Source organism: Streptomyces actinomycinicus (assembly GCF_016741775.1).
Lineage (GTDB): Bacteria > Actinomycetota > Actinomycetes > Streptomycetales > Streptomycetaceae > Streptomyces > Streptomyces actinomycinicus.
In genome coordinates this window covers 69,011-87,012 of the sequence record NZ_JAERRK010000013.1, presented here as the reverse complement: position 1 = coordinate 87,012, position 18,002 = coordinate 69,011, and the positions used below count along the sequence as shown (strand labels likewise).

Annotated in this window: 15 protein-coding genes; 4 read left to right on the top strand and 11 right to left on the bottom strand. The window is 73.4% G+C overall.

Annotation, left to right across the window (positions count from 1 at the left end; all coding sequences use genetic code 11):
• Nucleotides 1-301: 301 nt before the first annotated feature.
• Nucleotides 302-1,636 (bottom strand): 4-aminobutyrate--2-oxoglutarate transaminase, encoded by a 1,335-nt coding sequence (gene gabT / locus JK359_RS23845; protein WP_201839207.1) that lies wholly within the window; start codon nt 1,634-1,636, stop codon nt 302-304.
• Nucleotides 1,637-1,914: 278 nt separating this feature from the next.
• Between gabT and JK359_RS23840 the strand changes: the two genes are divergently transcribed.
• From JK359_RS23840 to JK359_RS23830, 3 genes are all read left to right on the top strand, one after another.
• Nucleotides 1,915-4,059: an ATP-binding protein gene (locus tag JK359_RS23840; protein WP_201839585.1), complete on the top strand. Its 2,145-nt coding sequence runs from the start codon at nt 1,915-1,917 to the stop codon at nt 4,057-4,059.
• 97 nt (nt 4,060-4,156) lie between these two features.
• Entirely contained in the window at nt 4,157-5,734 is a 1,578-nt protein-coding gene (locus JK359_RS23835) for a PucR family transcriptional regulator (RefSeq protein ID WP_201839204.1), read from the top strand.
• A gap of 201 nt (nt 5,735-5,935) precedes the next feature.
• Complete coding sequence (locus tag JK359_RS23830; protein WP_201839201.1) at nt 5,936-7,381, top strand: aldehyde dehydrogenase family protein; 1,446 nt, start codon at nt 5,936-5,938, stop codon at nt 7,379-7,381.
• Between the two features lie 151 nt (nt 7,382-7,532).
• Here the strand turns inward: JK359_RS23830 and JK359_RS23825 are convergent, their stop codons facing one another.
• Nucleotides 7,533-8,279, bottom strand: a complete 747-nt coding sequence (locus tag JK359_RS23825) for an alpha/beta hydrolase (RefSeq protein ID WP_201839196.1) — start codon at nt 8,277-8,279, stop codon at nt 7,533-7,535.
• A 187-nt stretch (nt 8,280-8,466) separates the two neighbouring features.
• Between JK359_RS23825 and JK359_RS23820 the strand changes: the two genes are divergently transcribed.
• Nucleotides 8,467-8,976, top strand: a complete 510-nt coding sequence (locus JK359_RS23820) for a MarR family winged helix-turn-helix transcriptional regulator (RefSeq protein ID WP_201839194.1) — start codon at nt 8,467-8,469, stop codon at nt 8,974-8,976.
• Between the two features lie 202 nt (nt 8,977-9,178).
• Here the strand turns inward: JK359_RS23820 and JK359_RS23815 are convergent, their stop codons facing one another.
• From JK359_RS23815 to JK359_RS23775, 9 genes are read right to left on the bottom strand one after another with little or no spacing between them, the layout of a single operon-like run.
• Nucleotides 9,179-10,453 (bottom strand): amidohydrolase family protein, encoded by a 1,275-nt coding sequence (locus JK359_RS23815; RefSeq protein WP_201839190.1) that lies wholly within the window; start codon nt 10,451-10,453, stop codon nt 9,179-9,181.
• The gene (locus JK359_RS23810; RefSeq protein ID WP_201839186.1) at nt 10,450-11,010 is read right to left on the bottom strand and encodes a nuclear transport factor 2 family protein; all 561 of its coding nucleotides are present in this window, start codon (nt 11,008-11,010) and stop codon (nt 10,450-10,452) included. Before JK359_RS23810 ends, JK359_RS23815 begins: the two co-directional genes overlap by 4 nt.
• Entirely contained in the window at nt 11,007-11,906 is a 900-nt protein-coding gene (locus JK359_RS23805) for a methylenetetrahydrofolate reductase (RefSeq protein WP_201839581.1), read from the bottom strand. Before JK359_RS23805 ends, JK359_RS23810 begins: the two co-directional genes overlap by 4 nt.
• Before the next feature lie 53 nt (nt 11,907-11,959).
• A complete protein-coding gene (locus tag JK359_RS23800) occupies nt 11,960-12,892 on the bottom strand; it encodes a carbohydrate kinase family protein (protein WP_201839579.1) in 933 nt (310 codons plus the stop codon).
• Nucleotides 12,893-12,914: 22 nt separating this feature from the next.
• A complete protein-coding gene (metK, locus tag JK359_RS23795) occupies nt 12,915-14,123 on the bottom strand; it encodes a methionine adenosyltransferase (protein WP_201839184.1) in 1,209 nt (402 codons plus the stop codon).
• 4 nt (nt 14,124-14,127) lie between these two features.
• Nucleotides 14,128-14,820, bottom strand: coding sequence for an O-methyltransferase (locus tag JK359_RS23790; protein WP_201839183.1), 693 nt, complete (start codon nt 14,818-14,820; stop codon nt 14,128-14,130).
• Complete coding sequence (locus JK359_RS23785) at nt 14,817-15,758, bottom strand: TauD/TfdA family dioxygenase (protein ID WP_201839176.1); 942 nt, start codon at nt 15,756-15,758, stop codon at nt 14,817-14,819. Before JK359_RS23785 ends, JK359_RS23790 begins: the two co-directional genes overlap by 4 nt.
• A complete protein-coding gene (locus tag JK359_RS23780) occupies nt 15,755-17,359 on the bottom strand; it encodes an AMP-binding protein (RefSeq protein WP_201839174.1) in 1,605 nt (534 codons plus the stop codon). The genes JK359_RS23785 and JK359_RS23780 overlap by 4 nt, the downstream gene beginning before the upstream one ends.
• Nucleotides 17,346-17,993, bottom strand: coding sequence for a thermostable hemolysin (locus tag JK359_RS23775; RefSeq protein WP_201839172.1), 648 nt, complete (start codon nt 17,991-17,993; stop codon nt 17,346-17,348). The genes JK359_RS23780 and JK359_RS23775 overlap by 14 nt, the downstream gene beginning before the upstream one ends.
• Between the last annotated feature and the right edge of the window lie 9 nt (nt 17,994-18,002).

Below are 18,002 nucleotides of genomic sequence, written 5' to 3'. Positions count from 1 at the left end.
CGTCCGGACCGGAACGTCGCGCGCCCCGGGGGGTTTGGGGCGGCGACCGTCCGATCGGTGAGGAGATCCCGGAGCCTTCAGGCGCCGGATGTGTGCGCGAGGGCACGACCAGGCCGTAGCTGGGGAGGCCCCGGCCTGAATCCGCCCACAGTCCCCTGTGAGCGGGGTGTATCTCTCATCTGGATAGAACCTACGGCAGGCCGGGTCGCTTGGGCAGACGGAATCCGCTCCCGTCATCCACCCCGCACACGTTCTTCACACGGCCTGCCGCAGGCACCCTTCACAGGTGCAGACCAGCTGCTCAGATGCGCGCGAACGCCTGCTCGATGATGTCGAGACCCTCGTTGAGGAGGTCCTCGCCGATGACCAGCGCGGGCAGGAAGCGCAGCACGTTGCCGTAGGTGCCGCAGGTGAGGACCAGCAGGCCCTCGGCGTGGCAGGCCTTGGCGAGGGCGGCGGTCGCCTCCGGGTTCGGCTCCTTGGTGGTGCGGTCCTTGACCAGCTCGATGGCGATCATCGCGCCGCGGCCCCGCACGTCACCGATGATGTCGAACTTCTCGGCCATGGCGGTGAGGCGACCCTTCATGATCTCCTCGATGCGCTTCGCCTTGCCGTTGAGGTCCAGCTCCTTCATCGTCTCGATGGCGCCGAGCGCACCCGCGCAGGCGACGGGGTTGCCGCCGTAGGTGCCACCGAGGCCACCGGCGTGCGCGGCGTCCATGATCTCGGCGCGACCGGTCACGGCGGCCAGCGGCAGGCCGCCGGCGATGCCCTTGGCGGTGGTGATGAGGTCCGGGACGATGCCCTCGTCCTCACAGGCGAACCACTGACCGGTGCGGCAGAAGCCGGACTGGATCTCGTCGGCGACGAAGACGATCCCGTTGTCGGCGGCGAACTGCCGGATCGCCGGGAGGAAGCCCTTGGCCGGCTCGATGAAGCCGCCCTCGCCGAGCACCGGCTCGATGATGATCGCGGCGACGTTGTCCGGGCCGACCTGCTTGGTGATCTGGTCGATGGCCTGCGCGGCGGCCTCGGGGCCGGCGTTCTCCGCACCGGTGGGCCAGCGGTAGCCGTAGGCGACCGGGACGCGGTACACCTCGGGGGCGAACGGACCGAAGCCGTGCTTGTACGGCATGTTCTTCGCGGTGAGCGCCATCGTGAGGTTGGTACGCCCGTGGTAACCGTGGTCGAACACGACCACGGCCTGCCGCTTGGTGTAGGCGCGCGCGATCTTGACGGCGTTCTCGACGGCCTCGGCGCCGGAGTTGAACAGCGCGGACTTCTTGGCGTGGTCACCCGGGGTCAGCTCGGCCAGCGCCTCCGCGACCTCCACGTAGCCCTCGTACGGGGTGACCATGAAACAGGTGTGGGTGAAGTCGGCGAGCTGGGCGCTGGCGCGCCGCACGACGGCCTCGGCGGAGGCGCCGACGCTGGTCACGGCGATGCCGGAGCCGAAGTCGATGAGGCGGTTGCCGTCGACGTCCTCGATGATGCCGCCGCCGGCGCGCGTGGTGAAGACGGGCAGCACGGAGCCCACGCCCTGGGCGACCGCGGCGATGCGGCGGGCCTGCAGCTCCTGCGACTTCGGGCCGGGGATGGCGGTGACGACGCGGCGCTCCTGCGGAAGTGCGGTCATGGGGGGCTCCCTGATGATCTTGCGTACCGGGCGGTCCCGGGCGGTTCCGGGCGGTGCGTTTACGGACGCATACCTTCTTTTCTCGCAGGCTAAGACCGGTTCTGCGGGGTGGGCATGCTCCATGTGGGCGTTGTCGGGGCGGCCGGTTGTCCGCCGTGGACATAGCCCGGGTGGGCGGGTACGGCCCGTCTCGGCCGTGTAAACGGTGAACTCCCCTTGCCGGGGCGTTAGATTGCTCGCTGATGGCGGACGGAACGGCTGGTCAGGGGGCAGGATCGATGGACAGCGACGGCACGCGGGACACGCGCGGCACACACCCGTCCCCGGTACCCCACCCGACACCCCCGGCCGACCCCCACACCCACACCCTGCCACCGGGCACGCCGCCCGCGCCCACCGTGCCGCCCGGCGCACCGCCGAAACCGGACGGCACCACCTTCCTCGCCTGGCTGCGGGCCTCCCGGCCGGAGGCCGCGCCCGGCGTGTGGCGCCTCGGGCACCGCCCGCGGCCCGAGCAGGAGCCCGAGCAGATCCCCTCCCGTCAGCTGATCAGCGGCGCGCTGATCGCCTTCCTCGTGGGCTGGCTGGTGTGGTCGCTGCTGTGGAACGGATACCTGGGCGGCTGGTGGGTGATCCCGCTGGAGCTGTTCACACCCGACTCCTGGCGTGAGGGCAACGACCGCGTCGGCAACGCGGTCCTCTGGTACTCGTACTACACCGTCATCGCCCTCGCGATCCTGCTCGTCGTCGGTCGCCTCGGCCGTTGGGGCGAGGTCTGGCGTCGCTACGGCCCGCCCTCCTGGCGTCCCGCCGCGCCCATGGAAGAACCCCCGCCCGCCCCCGACCAGGACCCCGCCGCATGGCCCCAGCTGCGCCGCGCCGGTGCGCAGGAGGCCGCCGAGCGGCTGGCCGCGGAGGCGCGGGCCGGGCTCATGCGGGACGTGGACCACGCGCGGATCAGCCGGGCCTGGCAGGGCGTGCGGTCCGGCCGGCACAGCCTGGCCGCCTTCACCGGGGCCGTGCTCAAGGACGGCGCCGCGGCCTGCCTGCACCCCTCCGGCGAACGCGATCTGCCCGCCCGGCACGCCCGGCACGATCTGCTCACCGGCCAGGTCCGGCTCGGCACCACCGCCGACGACCCCCGCAACCCCTACCACTACCGCGGCGCGGGACTCGCCCTCGGCCCCGACCTGCTGGGCACCTCGCTGCTCGCCGTCGGCCCCGCCGGATCCGGCAAGACCGGTGCCGTCGTACGGCCGCTCGCCGAGTCCCTGTGCCTGCACGCCCTGGCCGGCCGTGCCTCGGCCGTGGTCGTCGGCGCCTCCGGCGCCGGACTCGGCCCGGCCGAGGCCTACGACGTCGTCGTCCGCGTCGGCCACCCCGAATCCGTCTACGACCTCGACCTCTACGGCGGCACCACCGACCCCGACGAGGCCGCCGCCATACTCGCCGAGGCGCTCGTCGGTGATCTCGCCGACCCGCACCCGGGCAGTGACAGCCGCCGCTCGACCACCGTCCTCGCCCAGCTGCTCGGCCCCTTCCGGGCCGTCCACGACCGCTTCCCCTCGGTACCGGAACTGCGGCAGCTCCTCGACGGCGCGCCCGGCCCGCTGGCCGCGTTGCGCAAGGCGCTCACCGACACCGGGCAGGACTCGCTGCTGCGCGAACTCGACGCCCGGGAACGTCAGATGGCCCATCCGGGCGACGTCGGCACGGTGCTAGCCGACCGGATCGCCCTGCTCGACCGCCCGGCGTTCGCCGCCTTCTTCGACACCTCCGGACAGAGCCGGCCGTTCTCGCTCCGGGCCCTCGACCACCCGGTCCGGGTCCGCATCGACCTGCCGCAGCGCGGCCACGCCGACGCCTCGCGGATCCTGGCCCGGCTGGTGCTCGCGCAGTTCACGGCCGCCGTGACGGCACGGGAGGACCGCTCACTGTTCGCCTGTCTGCTCCTCGACGACGCCACCGGTGTCATCACTCCCGAGGCCGTGCGCGGCATCCAGCGGCTGCGCAGCGCCAACGCGGGCACGGTGCTGACGCTGCGGACCCTGGACGACGTGGCCCGGCCACTGCGCGGACCGCTGCTCGGGGCCACCGGCTGCCGGATGGCCCTGTCCGGGCTCACCCCCTGGGACGGGCAGGACTTCGCCGAGGTCTGGGGCAAGGAGTGGACCGAGACCCGGGACGTCACCGACCGGCAGATCATCGCCGAGACCCCGGCCGGCAAGGCCGTGCACATGCTGCGCCGGGTCATCACCGGCCATGCGCCGACGGCCCGGGCCGTCACCGTGCGGCAGGTCGAGCGGGAGCGGTGGTCGGCTTCCGAGTTGGCTCATGGGGTGCCGCCGGGGCACGCGGTGCTGTCGTTGACCACCGTGCAGGGGGAGCACGCGCCGCCCCTGCTGGTGGATCTGCGGGGCTGAGGAGGAGGGCCAGCGGGCGCTCGTACGGTGAGGCAGAATCGGCGTAGGCCGTTCATACACGACGGCCAAAAGATCACCCCCTCACCGTGAAGGCCTCATGCCCCCGACTCTCGCCTCGCTCGTCCACCACTCCGCGCTCAAGCTGACCGTGCGCGCGGGCGAGGACCGCCTGGACGTACCCGTCCGCTGGGCGCACGTCAGCGAGCTGGCCGATCCCGTGCCCTACATGGAGGGCGGCGAGCTGCTCCTGATCACCGCGCTGAAGCTGGACGCGGAGGATCCGGAGGCCATGCGGCGCTACGTGCGGCGGCTCGTCGGTGCGGGTGTGGTCGGGCTCGGGTTCGCCGTCGGCGTGAACTACGAGGAGATCCCCGGGGCGCTCGTCGACGCCTGCGCCGAGGAGGGGCTGCCGCTGCTCGAGGTGCCCCGCCGCACCCCGTTCCTCGCCATCAGCAAGGCCGTCTCCGCGGCGATCGCCGCCGACCAGTACCGGGCGGTCACCGCAGGCTTCGCCGCCCAGCGCGAGCTGACCAAACAGGCCCTGAACACCGGCCCCGAGGGGGTGCTCACCGCGCTCGCCGCGCAGGTCGACGGCTGGGCCGCGCTGTACGACGCCTCGGGCGCCGTCGTCGCCGCCGCCCCGGAGTGGGCCGGCCGCCGCGCCGCCCGGCTCACCGCGGAGGTCGAGCGGCTGCGGGAGCGCTCCGCCCCCGCCTCCTCCGTGGTGGGTGGACCGGACCACGACGACCGCGTGGAGCTGCACTCGCTGGGCACCGGCCGGCGCCCCCGGGCGGCGCTCGCCGTGGGCACGGCCGCCGCGCTCGGCACGGCCGAGCGGTACGCCGTCCACTCCGCCATCGCCCTGCTCACCCTCACCACCGAACGCTCCCGCTCCCTGCACGCCGCCGAACAGCGGATCGGCACGGCGGTGCTGCGCATGCTCCTCGCCGGCGAGCCCGACCACGCCCGGGCCGTCGCCGGGGACCTGTACGGGGGCCTGCTGGACGCCCCCTTCCGGATGATCGTCGCCGAGTCGCCGTCCGGCACGGCCGGCGAGCCGCTGGGCGAGCTGGCCGAGGCGGTGGAGTCGGCCGCGGCGCGGGCCGGCGAGGCCGTGCTGGTCGTACCGGAGGGGGAGCGGCTGGTGGTCCTGGCCGCCGACCAGGGCGCGGCGGTGGCCGCGTGTGCCGCGTACGCGACGGCGCTGGAGGCGGCGCGGGCGGTGCCCGAGCAGGGGCGTGCCGAGGAGGAGGAGCTGATCGTCGGGCTGTCGGCGCCGGCCGGGCCGATAGCGGCGGCAGCGGCGTACAAGCAGGCCGAGCAGGCGTTGTCGGTGGCGCGGCGGCGGGGGCGGGTGTTCGTGGAGCACGAGCAGCTGGCGGCGGGGTCGGTGCTGCCGCTGCTGGCGGACGACGCGGTGAAGGCGTTCGCCGACGGTCTGCTGCGGGCCCTGCACGAGCACGACGCGACGGGCCGGGGGGACCTGGTCGCCTCGCTGCGGGCGTGGCTGTCCCGGCACGGGCAGTGGGACGCGGCCGCCGCCGACCTGGGGGTGCACCGGCACACGCTGCGGTACCGGATGCGCCGCGTGGAGGAGATCCTCGGGCGCAGCCTGGACGATCCCGACGTGCGCATGGAGCTGTGGCTCGCGCTGAAGGCGACCTCCACCGAGTAGCGGAGCAGCCCTGGAGCAGCCTCGGGGCAGGCTCCGCCCGGTGACGCCGAGGCGGCTTCCGCCGACGGCTCAGTAGTCCAAACAGTAGTGCCTGGTCCGTCCACTGCTACTACTCGGACAAACGACCGTCGGCCGCCCCCGCCCTACCGTGGACCTCGAAAGCCAAGCACACCCCCAACGCGGAAGGGCCGGGACTCGCACATGACTTCCACCCATGCCTTCTGGCTCGCCGGCCGCCAGGTCACCGGCGAGGACACCTTCGACGTCACCTCGCCGTGGGACGGCCGGCTCGTCGCCCGGGTGAGCGTCCCGACCGACGCCCAGGTCGAGGAGGCCGTGGCCGCCGCGTACGCCGTACGGGACGAGTTCGCCGCCACCCCGGCGCACGCACGCGCCGCCGCTCTCGACCACGTCAGCAAGCGCCTGGCCGAGCGCACCGAGGAGATCGCCCAGCTGATCTCCGCCGAGAACGGCAAGCCGATCAAGTGGGCCCGGGGCGAGGTCGGCCGTGCGGTCTCCGTGTTCAGGTTCGCCGCCGAGGAGGCCCGCCGGTTCAACGGCGGCGAGGCCCAGCGGCTCGACACGGACCTCGGCGGCCAGGGCCGGCTGGCGCTCACCCGTCGCTTCCCTAAGGGTGTCGTGCTCGGCATCGCGCCGTTCAACTTCCCGCTGAACCTGTGCGCCCACAAGGTCGCCCCGGCGATCGCCGCCGGCGCCCCGATCATCCTGAAGCCGGCCCCGGCCACCCCGCTGTCCGGTCTGATCCTCGGTGACCTGCTCGCCGAGACCGACCTGCCGGCCGGCTCCTGGTCGATCCTGCCGGTCTCCAACGACCGCATGCCCGCCCTCGTCCAGGACGAGCGCCTGCCGGTCATCTCCTTCACCGGCTCCGAGAAGGTCGGTTACGCGATCATGGACTCGGTGCCGCGCAAGCACTGCACGCTGGAACTGGGCGGCAACGGGGCCGCGGTCGTCCTCGGCGACTTCGCCTCCGACGCCGACCTGGACTGGGCCGCGACCCGCATCGCGACCTTCTCCAACTACCAGGGCGGTCAGTCCTGCATCTCCGTGCAGCGCGTGATCGCCGACGCGTCGGTGTACGACCGGCTGCTGCCGCGCATCGTCGCCGCCGTCGAGGCCCAGGTCACCGGTGACCCGAGCGACGACAAGACCGATGTCGGCCCGCTGGTCAGCGAGGACGCCGCCAAGCGCGTCGAGTCGTGGGTCAAGGAGGCCGTCGAGGCCGGTGCCACGCTGCACACCGGCGGCGACCGCGACGGCGCCTCCTACGCGCCGACCGTCCTCACCGACGTGCCGGCGACCGCGACGCTCGCCTGCGAGGAGGTCTTCGGACCGGTCCTCACCGTGCAGAAGGTGGACGGCGAGGCCGAGGCGTTCGCCGCGGTCAACGAGTCCAAGTACGGCCTCCAGGCGGGCGTGTTCACCCACGACCTGCAGGTCGCCTTCCGCGCCCACCGCGCCCTCGAGGTCGGCGGTGTGGTCATCGGTGACGTCCCGTCCTACCGCGCCGACCAGATGCCGTACGGCGGCGCCAAGCAGTCCGGTGTGGGCCGCGAGGGCGTGAAGTACGCGATGGAGGACTACACCTACGAGCGTGTGCTGGTGCTCACCGGCCTTGCGCTCTGACCTGCCACGGACAGGTCAGATACAGAACGGCCGCAGCCCACTGTGCGGGGGCTGCGGCCGTTCGTCTTTCCGTTTCCGTTTCCGTTTCCGGTTCCGTTTCCGGCTTCGGTTCCGGACCCCCCGGCTGCTGCCCGGGACCGGCCTGCCGGTCTCACGTGGTCGCGTGCGCGAACGACCGCTCCAGGAACGCGTCCAGTTCCTTGCGCGCCCGGTCGGCGTGCGGGCCCGCGAAGATCTCCGCGGCGTGCAGCCTGCCGGGGAGGACGACCACCTCGGCACCCGGGAAGCTCGCCGCGACCTCACGCAGCCGGCGGGCGTCGGCCAGCGGGTCGTCGGCGGTGCCGAGCAGGAACAGCCGGCCGTCGTAGTCCGCCGAGGCGGAGTCCGTGTAGCCGCCGAGCGAGGCCAGGGGGCTGATGCCCGCCACGCCGACCGGGCGGTCGGCGGCGCCGGCCGCCGGCGCCAGACCCAGCATCACGTTGCCCCCCATGCAGCCGCCGACCCAGACGACCTGGTCGGCGCCCTCGGTGCGCAGCAGGCGGGTGGCCTGCAGGACCGTGCTCTGCCGGTCGGAGCCCCAGTCGACGCTGGCGACGCGGTAGCCGGACGCGGCCAGGCGCTTCGCCTCGGCGGCCCACTCGCAGGCGTTGCCCCAGGAGATGGGGGCGAGGACCACACCACGGGGCCCGGAGCCCAGGGTGACGATCCGCGAGCGCGGGGTACCGGACTGGCGGTGCACGGTGGCGCCGCTGCCGGCGAAGCAGTCCCCGGCGCGGGCCTCGGACAGGTGGAGATCCGGCACGGCGGTCGCCTTTCTGGGTACGGATGCGGAACGGTCGCTCCCGGTGGAGCCGTCGGGTGCGCAGGCCCCCAGGGCGGTCAGGAGAAGAGTGGCCATCAATGCACGACGTGCGTGTCGCATGCCCATGCATCGAACACTAGCAAGAAAGCATTACGCAAAGCTACATGGAAAGCTAAACTGTGAACCGGGCCCGGGAGGAGAGGCTGCCGTCGGAGTCCGGATTTTTTCGGTCGCCCAGTATCTTTATGCTGAGCAAACTCACGCAACACGAAAGGCGGTGCCAGTGGAGCCCGACCACGTTGACGAGATCATCTCGGCCTGGCGCGTCGAGATGCCGGAGATCGCCGGTCTCCCCCTCGAACTCGCCAAGCGCACCGCCCTGCTGGTGTCGGCCTTCGACCTGACCGCCGCCGCCGCGCTGGAGAAGCTGCACCTCACCCAGGCCGAGTACGGGGTGCTCGCGACCCTGCGCCGGGTCGGTGCGCCGTACCGGCTCAAGCCGACCGATCTGACGCACGCCCTGCTGCTGTCCTCCGGAGGCACGAGCAACGTGATCAAACGGCTGGTGGCCGCCGGCTACGTGACCCGGGAGGCCGACGCCGAGGACGGGCGCAGCAGCTGGGTCGAACTCAGTCCGCTGGGTGTCAAGACGGCCGAAGAGGCGGTGCGGGCCACCACCGCGGCCCACGCCCGCCTCGTCTCCCGGATGCCCGACGCCACCGCCCGCGCCCTGAGCGAACACCTGCGCGCCGCTCTCGCCGCCGTCGAGGAGGGCGTCCTCATCCACCGGTGAGCCGGCCGGACCGGGCCCCGGCAAGGCCAGGCCGGACCAGGACAGGCCGCCGGCAGGGCCAGGCCAGGCCAGGCCCCAGGCAGGGCCAGGACAGGCCCCAGGCAGGGCCAGGCCAGACAGGCCCCGGCAGGGTCAGGCCGCCGGAGCCGGGCTCAGCGGCTCGCCGTGCCGGGCCCCGGGACGGCCAGGCCGTCGCCGGGGCTCATCTGCTCGGCGCCGGCTGCCGCAGCCGGTCGCGTACCGCCGCCGCGCGTTCCAGCAGGCGGGGGAGGCCCGCGTGCAGCAGCCTGCCGTCGCGCTTGACCACCCGGCCGGCCACGAGCACCGTCTCCACGTCGCCCGGACCCATGGCCGAGACCACCGTCCCGACGGCGTCGTACACCGGGGCCACCCCGGGCCGGTCGGCGCGCAGCACGACCACGTCCGCCTGCTTGCCCGGCGTGAGCGACCCCGTCACACGGCCGAGGCCCAGGACCTCCGCACCGGCGATCGTGGCGTACTCCAGCAGGTCCCGGGTGGTGGGCAGGGCGACCTGCCCCTGTGCCAGGCCGTGCAGGGCCGCGAAGCGTGCCACCTGGAAACCCGTGCGCATCGGGCCGAACAGATCGGCCGCGGCGGCCACTTCGACGTCCGTGCTCAGTCCGGGCCGCAGGCCCGCCGCGGCCGCCGCCCCGAAGGGCGGCAGACCGTGGCCCATGGTCATCTCGATCGCGGGGGCGATCGAGAGCGCCGCCCCGCTGTCGCGCATCAGCCGCAGCTCGCCGTCCTCCAGGCCCGTGCCGTGGATGAAGACGGTGCCGGGCCTGAGGACGCCGAGCCGGTGCAGCCGGGAGACCGGCCGGCCGCCCCGCACGTGCAGGGCGGCCGGGACCGCCAGGTCCCGGGCCAGGGACCAGATCCGCCGGACGTCGTCGTCACCGCCGGCGTCGGCGTCCAGAGCCATCGTCACCAGGGCGTCACCCGTCCCGAGCCGGGTCTCGCGGACCCGGCGCGCGTCCCGCCCCGGGCCCATCCCGTAGGCGAAGACACAGCGCACCCCCGAGGACTCCAGGGCGTCGAGGAGGGCGTCGGTGTGCTCCGGCGTGGGCTTGCCGACGTTCGAGACGTCCTGGACCGTGGTCACGCCGGCGTCGAGGGCCGCCAGCGCGCTGAGCGCGTTGCCGACGTACAGGTCGTCCGGTGTGAGCCGGGGGCCCAGGTCCCCGAGGACCGTCTCGAAGTACTCGCCGAGCGTCTGGTCGGCCCCGCAGCCGCGCAGCACCGCCTGCCACATGTGCCGGTGCGTGTCGACGAACCCCGGCAGCACCAGGCGGCCGCGGGCGTCGATCCGCTCGTCGACGTCCACGGCGCCGGCGTCCGGGCCGACGGACCGGATGACGCCGTCCTCCACCAGCACGTCCGCGCAGGGCAGTTCCCCGATCGCGGGGTCCATGCTCAGGACGTGCCCGCCGGCGATGAGGGTACGGCGTCCGCTCACGCCCGGCCCCAGCCCTGCGGAGGCTCGTGACGGCCGGTGCGCAGGATCCAGTACTCGCTGTTGCGGGTGCACAGCCGTTCCGATCCCACGGTGCCGAAAGTGAGGACGTTGGTCTCGATCAGGGTGATCCAGTGCTCCCCGTCCGGATTGGCGGCCGGGGCGCGCAGGGTCACCCACATCTCGACGGCCGCCCGGTCACCGGTGACGACGGGGGTGCCCTGCCGGTATCCGATGTCGGACTGCCCCGAAGTGACGTCACGCCAGTACCGGCCGATCGCGTCCCGGCCCCGGTAGGTCTGGGACTCGTCACCGGGCACCGCCTCGTACACGGCGTCGGGGGAGAAGAGCCGTACGGCGGCCGCGTCGTCCTTGGTGCGCCACGCCTCCAGGTAGGCGGTGGTCCACCGGGACACGAAGGCGCAGGTGAGCGCCTGGGCCCGGGCCGGCTCGCCGGACGGGGCGGCGGCCGCCTGCCCGGCGAGCTGTGTCGCCGTCAGCAGCGGCACGGCGGCGACACCGGCGCGGAACAGGGAACGGCGGGCGGGACGGAGAGTCATACGCGCTCGGCTTCCAGTCGTAGGGAGGGCGTCGCCGTGGGCCGCGTCCCGATGCCGAGGGCGTCGAGGACGTGCCGGGTGGCCGCCGTGGTGTTCAGGGAATAGAAGTGCAGGGCCGGGACCCCCTCGTCCAGCAGCCGCGCGCACAGCCGTACGGCGGCGTCCAGACCGGCGGCGCGGAACGCCGCGGGGTCGTCGGCGTACCGCATGAGGGCCCGCGCCTGCCCCGGCTCGCCGCGCACACCGGACAGCTCGACCGCCTTGCGCAGCACCTTGGGGGTGGTCATCGGCATGACGCCGGGCAGCAGCGGCACGTCACAGCCCTGTCCGACGAGCCGGTCCCGCAGTCGCAGGAACGCCTCCACGTCGAAGAAGAGCTGCGCCACGGCGAAGTCCGCACCGGCCCGGATCTTGCGCACCAGGTGTGCGAGGTCCGAGGCGGCGTCGGGCGAACGCGGATGCCCGTGCGGGAAGGCGGCCACGCCCACGCAGAAGTCGCCGAGGGTCCGGGCCAGCGCCACCAGTTCCGCGGCGTGGCCGAGGCCCTGCGGGTGCGCGACCCACTCGCCGCCGGGGTCACCGGGCGGGTCGCCGCGGACCAGCAGCAGGTTGCGTACGCCGGTCGCCGCGTACCACGACAGGGCGTGCCGCAGCTCGGCGACCGAGTGGCCCACCGCCGCCAGGTGGGCCACCGTGCACAGGGTGGTCTGCTCGCGCAGCCGGGCCGTGGTCTGCACCGTACGCTCCCGGGTACTGCCCCCGGCGCCGTACGTCACCGACGCGAACGCCGGGGCGAGCGGCTCCAGTTCGCGCACGCACCGCCACAGCCGTCTCTCGCCCGCCGCGTCGCGGGGCGGGAAGAACTCCACCGAGAACAACGGCCCGGGGCGCCGCAGCGCCGACGCGACGGTGATGTCACGGCCGCCGCCGTCGCCCGGGAGGCTGCCGGTCACCCTCCCACCCCCGCCAGGGCGCGTTCCCGCACCGCCGCGTAAGTCGCCTCGTAGTCCTGGCTGCCGACCGACTCCAGAGCGGTGGCGGCCAGCGCGCAGCCGGTCCGTACCGCCTCCGCGTCGTCGCGGCCGCGTGCGTGTTCCGCGAGGAAACCCGCCCGGAAGGCGTCGCCGGCCCCCGTGGGGTCGGCCACGTGCGCCACGGGGACGGCGGGCACGGTCACGACGGGGGCGGCGTGCCGTTCGATCCGGGCGCCGTCGGCACCGAGCGTGACGACCCAGGCGCCGACCCGGCGCAGTACCTCCTCCCCGGTCAGGCCGGTGCGCTGTAACAGCAGGGCCTGCTCGTAGGCGTTCGTGAACAGGTACCGCGCGCCCTCGAACAGGCCCGGGATCGCGTCCGGTTCGAGGCGGGCCAGCTGCTGGGAGGGGTCCGCCGCGAACGGCATGCCGTGGCGGCGGCACGCCTCGGCGTGCCGGACCATGGCGGCCGGGTCGTCGGGGCCGACGAGGACGAAGTCCGCGTCGGGGAAGGACTCCTCCAGCCGGATGTCGGCGGCCTCGGCCATCGCCCCGGCGTAGAACGTGGCGATCTGGTTCTGGTCCCGGTCGGTGGTGCACACGAACCGGGCGGTGTGCCGGGTGCCGGAGATCCGCACCGCCGAGGTGTCCACGCCCGCGGCCTCCAGCAGCGCACGCTGTTCGGAGAAGTCCCGGCCGGCCGCGCCGACGAGCAGCGGGCGCAGACCCAGCCGGGCGAGCCCGTAGGTGATGTTGGCGGCGACGCCCCCGTGCCGCACCTGGAGGTCGTCGGCGAGGAAGGACAGTGACACGTGGTCGAGCCGGTCGGCCATCAGGTGCTCGGTGAACCGGCCGGGGAAGACCATCAAGTGGTCGGAGGCGATGGATCCGGTGACCGCGATGCGCAGCGCGGGCTCCGGCCGGCCGGGCTCAGACATCGGCGGCGTCCTTCAGCGCGGCGGCCCGGTCGAGCCGCTCCCAGGGCAGGTCGAGGTCGGTCCGGCCGAAGTGGCCGTAGGCCGCGGTCTGCCGGTAGATCGGCCGGAGCAGCCCCAGGTCACGGATGATCGCGGCCGGGCGCAGGTCGAAGACCTCGCGGATCGCGGCCTCGATGCGCACCGGGTCGACGGTCTCCGTGCCGAAGGTCTCCACGAACAGCCCGACCGGGGCGGCCTTGCCGATCGCGTAGGCGACCTGGATCTCGGCGCGTTCGGCGAGCCCGGCGGCGACGGTGTTCTTCGCCACCCAGCGCATCGCGTACGCCGCCGAACGGTCCACCTTGGAGGGGTCCTTGCCGGAGAAGGCGCCGCCGCCGTGCCGGGCCATCCCGCCGTACGTGTCGACGATGATCTTGCGTCCGGTGAGTCCCGCGTCGCCGACCGGGCCGCCGGTGACGAACCGTCCGGTCGGGTTCACCAGGGTGCGCAGGCCGTCGGTGGCCAGGTCGAGGGCCTCCAGCTCCGGCTTGACCACATGGGCGAGCAGGTCCGGTTCGAGCAGCCCGGACAGGCTGACGCCGTCGGCGTGCTGCGCGGAGACGACCACGGTGTCCAGGCGGACGGGCCGCTGCCCGGCGTACTCGACGGCGACCTGGGTCTTGCCGTCGGGCCGCAGGTAGGGCAGCAGACCGTCCTTGCGGACCTGGGTGAGGCGACGGGCGAGCCGGTGCGCGAGCGTGATCGGCAGCGGCATCAGCTCGGGCGTCTCCGAGCAGGCGTACCCGAACATCAGGCCCTGGTCGCCGGCGCCCTGCCGGTCGAGGTCGTCCTCGGTGCCGCCGTCGCGGCGGGCCTCGTACGCCTCGTCGACGCCCTGGGCGATGTCGGGGGACTGGGAGCCGATGGAGACGTTGATGCCGCAGGAGGCACCGTCGAAGCCCTTGCCGGAGGAGTCGTATCCGATGCCGGTCACCACCTCCCGCACGATGGCGGGGATGTCGGCCCAGGCGCGGGTCGTCACCTCGCCCGCGACGTGCACCTGGCCGGTGGTGACCAGGGTCTCGACGGCCACCCGCGAGCGCGGGTCGTCGGTGAGCAGTGCGTCCAGGATCGCGTCGGAGACGGCGTCCGCGACCTTGTCGGGGTGTCCTTCGGTGACCGATTCGCTGTTGAACAGCCGGCCTCGGGGTGTTGTGGACATGTCCTCAGGCTCCTTCGCCGGTCGGGCGCGGGCGGGTCCGTACGGTCAGTTCGACGCCGTCGCCCAGCGGGAGCTGCTGGGACAGGTACCCGTTCGCGGGTTCGCGGACGTACGCGACGAACTCCTCCGGAAGCATCGGCAGATTGTCGGAGACGATCAGCGCACCGTCCGCCAGGGCCGGTTCGAGGACCTTGAGGACCGGCAGGTACAGCTCCTTCCAGCCGTCCAGGAGCAGCAGCCCGATCGGCCCCGGCAGTTCGGACAGCTGCTCGCGGGCGTCACCGGTACGGATCTCGACATGGTCCAGCAGGCCCGCCCGCTCCAGGTGGGCGCCGGCCCGCCGGGCCTTGCCCGGATGGAGTTCGGAGCCGATGACCCGGCCGGTGCCGTTGTCGCGCACGCCGGCGGCCAGGTACAGCGTCGAGACGCCGAAGGACGTCCCGAACTCGACCACGAGCTGCGGGCGCGCGCCCCGCACCAGCTGGTAGAGCAGCGTGCCGACCTGCGGGTGGACCGGCAGCGCGGCCTCGGCGCACAGCTCTGCGGCCTGCTCGGGGGTGGGGGGCGCCGGCCAGTCGGCGACCGTGTCGTAGGCACGCCGCATGACGTCGTCGTCGTGCAGGGCGCCCCGGGCGATGTCGTCCAGTACGGCCCTGATCCGGGGGTCGGCGAGGGCTTGGGGGACCGCCTGGGTCATCGGTCCTCGCCTCCCGCGGTGACGGCGTCGACCAGCTCGCGGCGGATGTAGCTCTGGGCGTTGTAGATGGTGCGGTCGGTGTCGAGGATCTCCCGGCGGCCGTGCATCACACGGGTGTTGTCGATGAGCGCGACGTCGCCGTCCTGCCAGTCGATGTCCTCGGTCAGCTCGTCGGTGAGGGCCTTCAGCTCGGCCCGCAGGTCCGCGGGGATCTCCTCACCGTCCTGCAGGGTGATCCGGGGCGTCTCGTAGTTGTACGACGGCCCGAAGATGCTGTTGGCCCAGGCGAGCCGGGCGCCGAACAGCGTGCCGTGGGCGGCGCCGGTGGTGTACGCGTACCGGATCGCGCCGTCCTCCTCCAGCGTCAGGCGCGTGTGCGGGTCCGTGCCGACCAGGGCCTCGATGTCGGCGAAGGCGATGTCGGCCGGTTCCTTGCGGCCCTCCAGCTGGTGGGCCACGAAGGCCTTCCACTTGGGTTCCTCCACGCGCCGGCTGTACGTGATCGGGCTGCCGCCGAAGACGGAGCGGGCGCGCAGGCTCGACGCGTCCCACACGCGGTAGCCGTCGCAGACGGTGGTCTGCGAGCCGGCGGAGGCGGCCTTCTCGCAGAAGAACCAGGTCAGGTCGGGGCCGAAGGGGCTGTTGCCGTTCTCCAGGTGCAGTCCGACGGCCGCCGTGCCGGCGTCGACCTTCTGGGCCACCTCCCCGCCGTGGAAGCTGCGGGCCGGGTCGAGCGTGATGCGCGAGGAGTGCGCCTTGACGAACGCCGAGAACTCCTCCAGGTCCGTGCGGAAGCCACGGAACAGCAGGAACCCGGCGTCCGCGAGCAGCCCCGTGACCCAGGCGGGGTCGAGGGTGCCGAGCGAGTCCGATGCGCCCGCGAGGACGAGCTTTCCGGTCGCCGCGCCGTAGGGGCGGACCTCGGCGGTGCTGGTCATGCTTCTGCTCCTTCGTTGGCTTCGATGGCTCCGTCGGCCGCGCCGGCGTGCAGCGTGCCGTTGACCAGGTCGTGCTGGACGGCCGTCCTCATGGGCCTGCCGGTGACGGTGAAGTACCGGCGGTACAGCTCCTCGGAGGCGACGACGATGTGCGGCTGCGCCACCCGTTCCACCTCCGACAGGTGTTCCTCGCCGAAGGCGCGCACGGCCTTCTCGGCCTCGGCGGGACCGACGGAGCCGTCGACCAGGAACAGGCCGTGCAGCGCGGTCAGCCCGTCGCCGACCACGGCGACCGCCCGGACGAACGGCAGCCGGGCGTACTGGGCCTCGACCCACTCGGGGGCGACGTTGCGGCCCGCGGCCGTCACGATGACGTTCTTCTTGCGTCCGGTGATGCTGATGAACCCGTCCGCGTCGATGTCGGCCAGATCACCGGTGTGCAGCCAGCCGTCGGCGTCCAGGACGAGGCTGGAGGGGTCGTTACGGGTGTATCCGGCGAACAGCGAGCTGCTGCTGACCAGCAGCTCGCCGTCGTCCGCGACACGGACGGCGACGTGCGGCAACGGACGCCCCACCGTGCCGGTGCGGCGGGCCGACGGAGTGTTCCAGCTGACCACGGAGCTGTTCTCGGACAGCCCGTAGCCCTCGTGCACGGGCAGCCCGTACTCCTCCAGGCGGCGCAGCAGATCCGGATGGACGGGCGCCCCGCCGCAGCAGATCAGCGGTTCCCGGCCGGTCCCGAACAGGGCCGTGGCGACGGGCTCGCCCGCGCCCTGCGCCGCCTCCGCCCGGGCGGCGAACGCGTCGACCAGCGCCGGGGTGGCGACCATCGCGGTGGGCCGGGCCGCCGCCACCTGGGGCAGGACGTCGGCCGGTGCCGCCGCCGCGGTGCCGACCAGCGCCATGTCCTCGGGGAGCAGCACCAGGGTGCCGCCGTCCAGGAGGACCAGGTACAGGCCTGTGACCTGCTCGATCAGCAGGCTGAACGGCACGACCGACAGGTAGCGGGTGAACGCGCCCTCCGGCATCACGGTGCGCAGTGAGGTCAGCAGTGCGTCCAGGCCGTGGGCCCGGATGCGGACGCCCTTGGGCCGCGAGGTGGTGCCCGAGGTGTGGATGACCTTGCACTCCCAGTCGGCCGCGGCCCGCGGGTCCTGGGGATCCGCGAGGTGCAGCGGTACGTCGGGCACCGGCCCGTCGGCGGTGACCGTCACCAGGGGACAGCCGGCGCCGAGAACGCGCTGTCTGCCCCACTGTTCCAGCCGCTCCTGCCCGGCCCGGTCCACCAGGCACAGGTCGACGCCGTCCAGCAGCCCCGCGGCCTGTTCCGCGGAGAAGGCCAGCGGGACCGGCACCTCGACCGCCCGCCCGGCGATCAGCGCGAGGTCGGCGATCACGAACTCCGGCGTGTTCCCGCAGACCACGCCGACCCGCGGGGCCCGCCCGTCGACGGGCCCCAGCCGGCCGGCGAGGGCCTGGGCGCGCCGGCTCACCTCGCGGTAACTCAGTGTTCTGACCGTGGCGCCACCGGGGCCCTGCACCTCGACCAGCGGGCGGTCCGACTCCGCCGTCCGGACGAGCGCCTGTTCAACGAGTCGCATGCTCGGCTTCCTCGAACTCGGGAATGTGGAACTGCAGTTCGGTGACGGTGTAACGGCCGGTGGAGTCGGCGAACAGCCGCTGCAGGGAGTTGAGCGGGATGACCCCGACGGTGGGCTCGTGGGCGTAGTACGTGCCCCAGGAGCCCAGTTCCTCCGGCGGGACCCGGCCGGGGTCGGCCGGCCCGATCGGCACGAACGCGATCCCGACCCGGTGCAGTGTGGTGACCAGGCCCCGCGTGGCGGTGCACAGGATGTACTCCATCCCCAGGCACCAGGACATGATGGGCGTGACGCGGATGAGTTCCCGGCCGGCGGTGCGCCGGGCACTGGCCAGCGCGCCCACCTCGACCACCCGGCTGCGGTCGGCCGGGGTGCCGAGGGCCGCCTCGATGGCACTCTCGATGTCGGTGTCGAGGTACCGCTCGGAGAACAGGGGACGGTCGGTGCCGAAGGTCAGCCCGGCACAGGCCACGATCTCGCCGTCGCCGCCCCCTTCCCCGCTGGGTCCGGCGACGATGAAGAGATCGGGGTCCGGGGCCACGTCCGCCTCGTAGGACGTGGCGTACACCTGGTGCGCGAGCTGCGCTGCGGTCCGCCACTGGCGGGTGGACCGGCGGGCCAGAGCGATCTGCACGCTGTTTCT

Coding starts and splice junctions, on each gene's coding strand:
- gabT (WP_201839207.1), bottom strand. CDS start 1,636: ATGACCGCACTTCCGCAGGAGCGCCGCGTCGTCACCGCCATCCCCGGC.
- JK359_RS23840 (WP_201839585.1), top strand. CDS start 1,915: ATGGACAGCGACGGCACGCGGGACACGCGCGGCACACACCCGTCCCCG.
- JK359_RS23835 (WP_201839204.1), top strand. CDS start 4,157: ATGCCCCCGACTCTCGCCTCGCTCGTCCACCACTCCGCGCTCAAGCTG.
- JK359_RS23830 (WP_201839201.1), top strand. CDS start 5,936: ATGACTTCCACCCATGCCTTCTGGCTCGCCGGCCGCCAGGTCACCGGC.
- JK359_RS23825 (WP_201839196.1), bottom strand. CDS start 8,279: ATGGCCACTCTTCTCCTGACCGCCCTGGGGGCCTGCGCACCCGACGGC.
- JK359_RS23810 (WP_201839186.1), bottom strand. CDS start 11,010: ATGACTCTCCGTCCCGCCCGCCGTTCCCTGTTCCGCGCCGGTGTCGCC.
- metK (WP_201839184.1), bottom strand. CDS start 14,123: ATGTCCACAACACCCCGAGGCCGGCTGTTCAACAGCGAATCGGTCACC.
- JK359_RS23790 (WP_201839183.1), bottom strand. CDS start 14,820: ATGACCCAGGCGGTCCCCCAAGCCCTCGCCGACCCCCGGATCAGGGCC.
- JK359_RS23785 (WP_201839176.1), bottom strand. CDS start 15,758: ATGACCAGCACCGCCGAGGTCCGCCCCTACGGCGCGGCGACCGGAAAG.
- JK359_RS23780 (WP_201839174.1), bottom strand. CDS start 17,359: ATGCGACTCGTTGAACAGGCGCTCGTCCGGACGGCGGAGTCGGACCGC.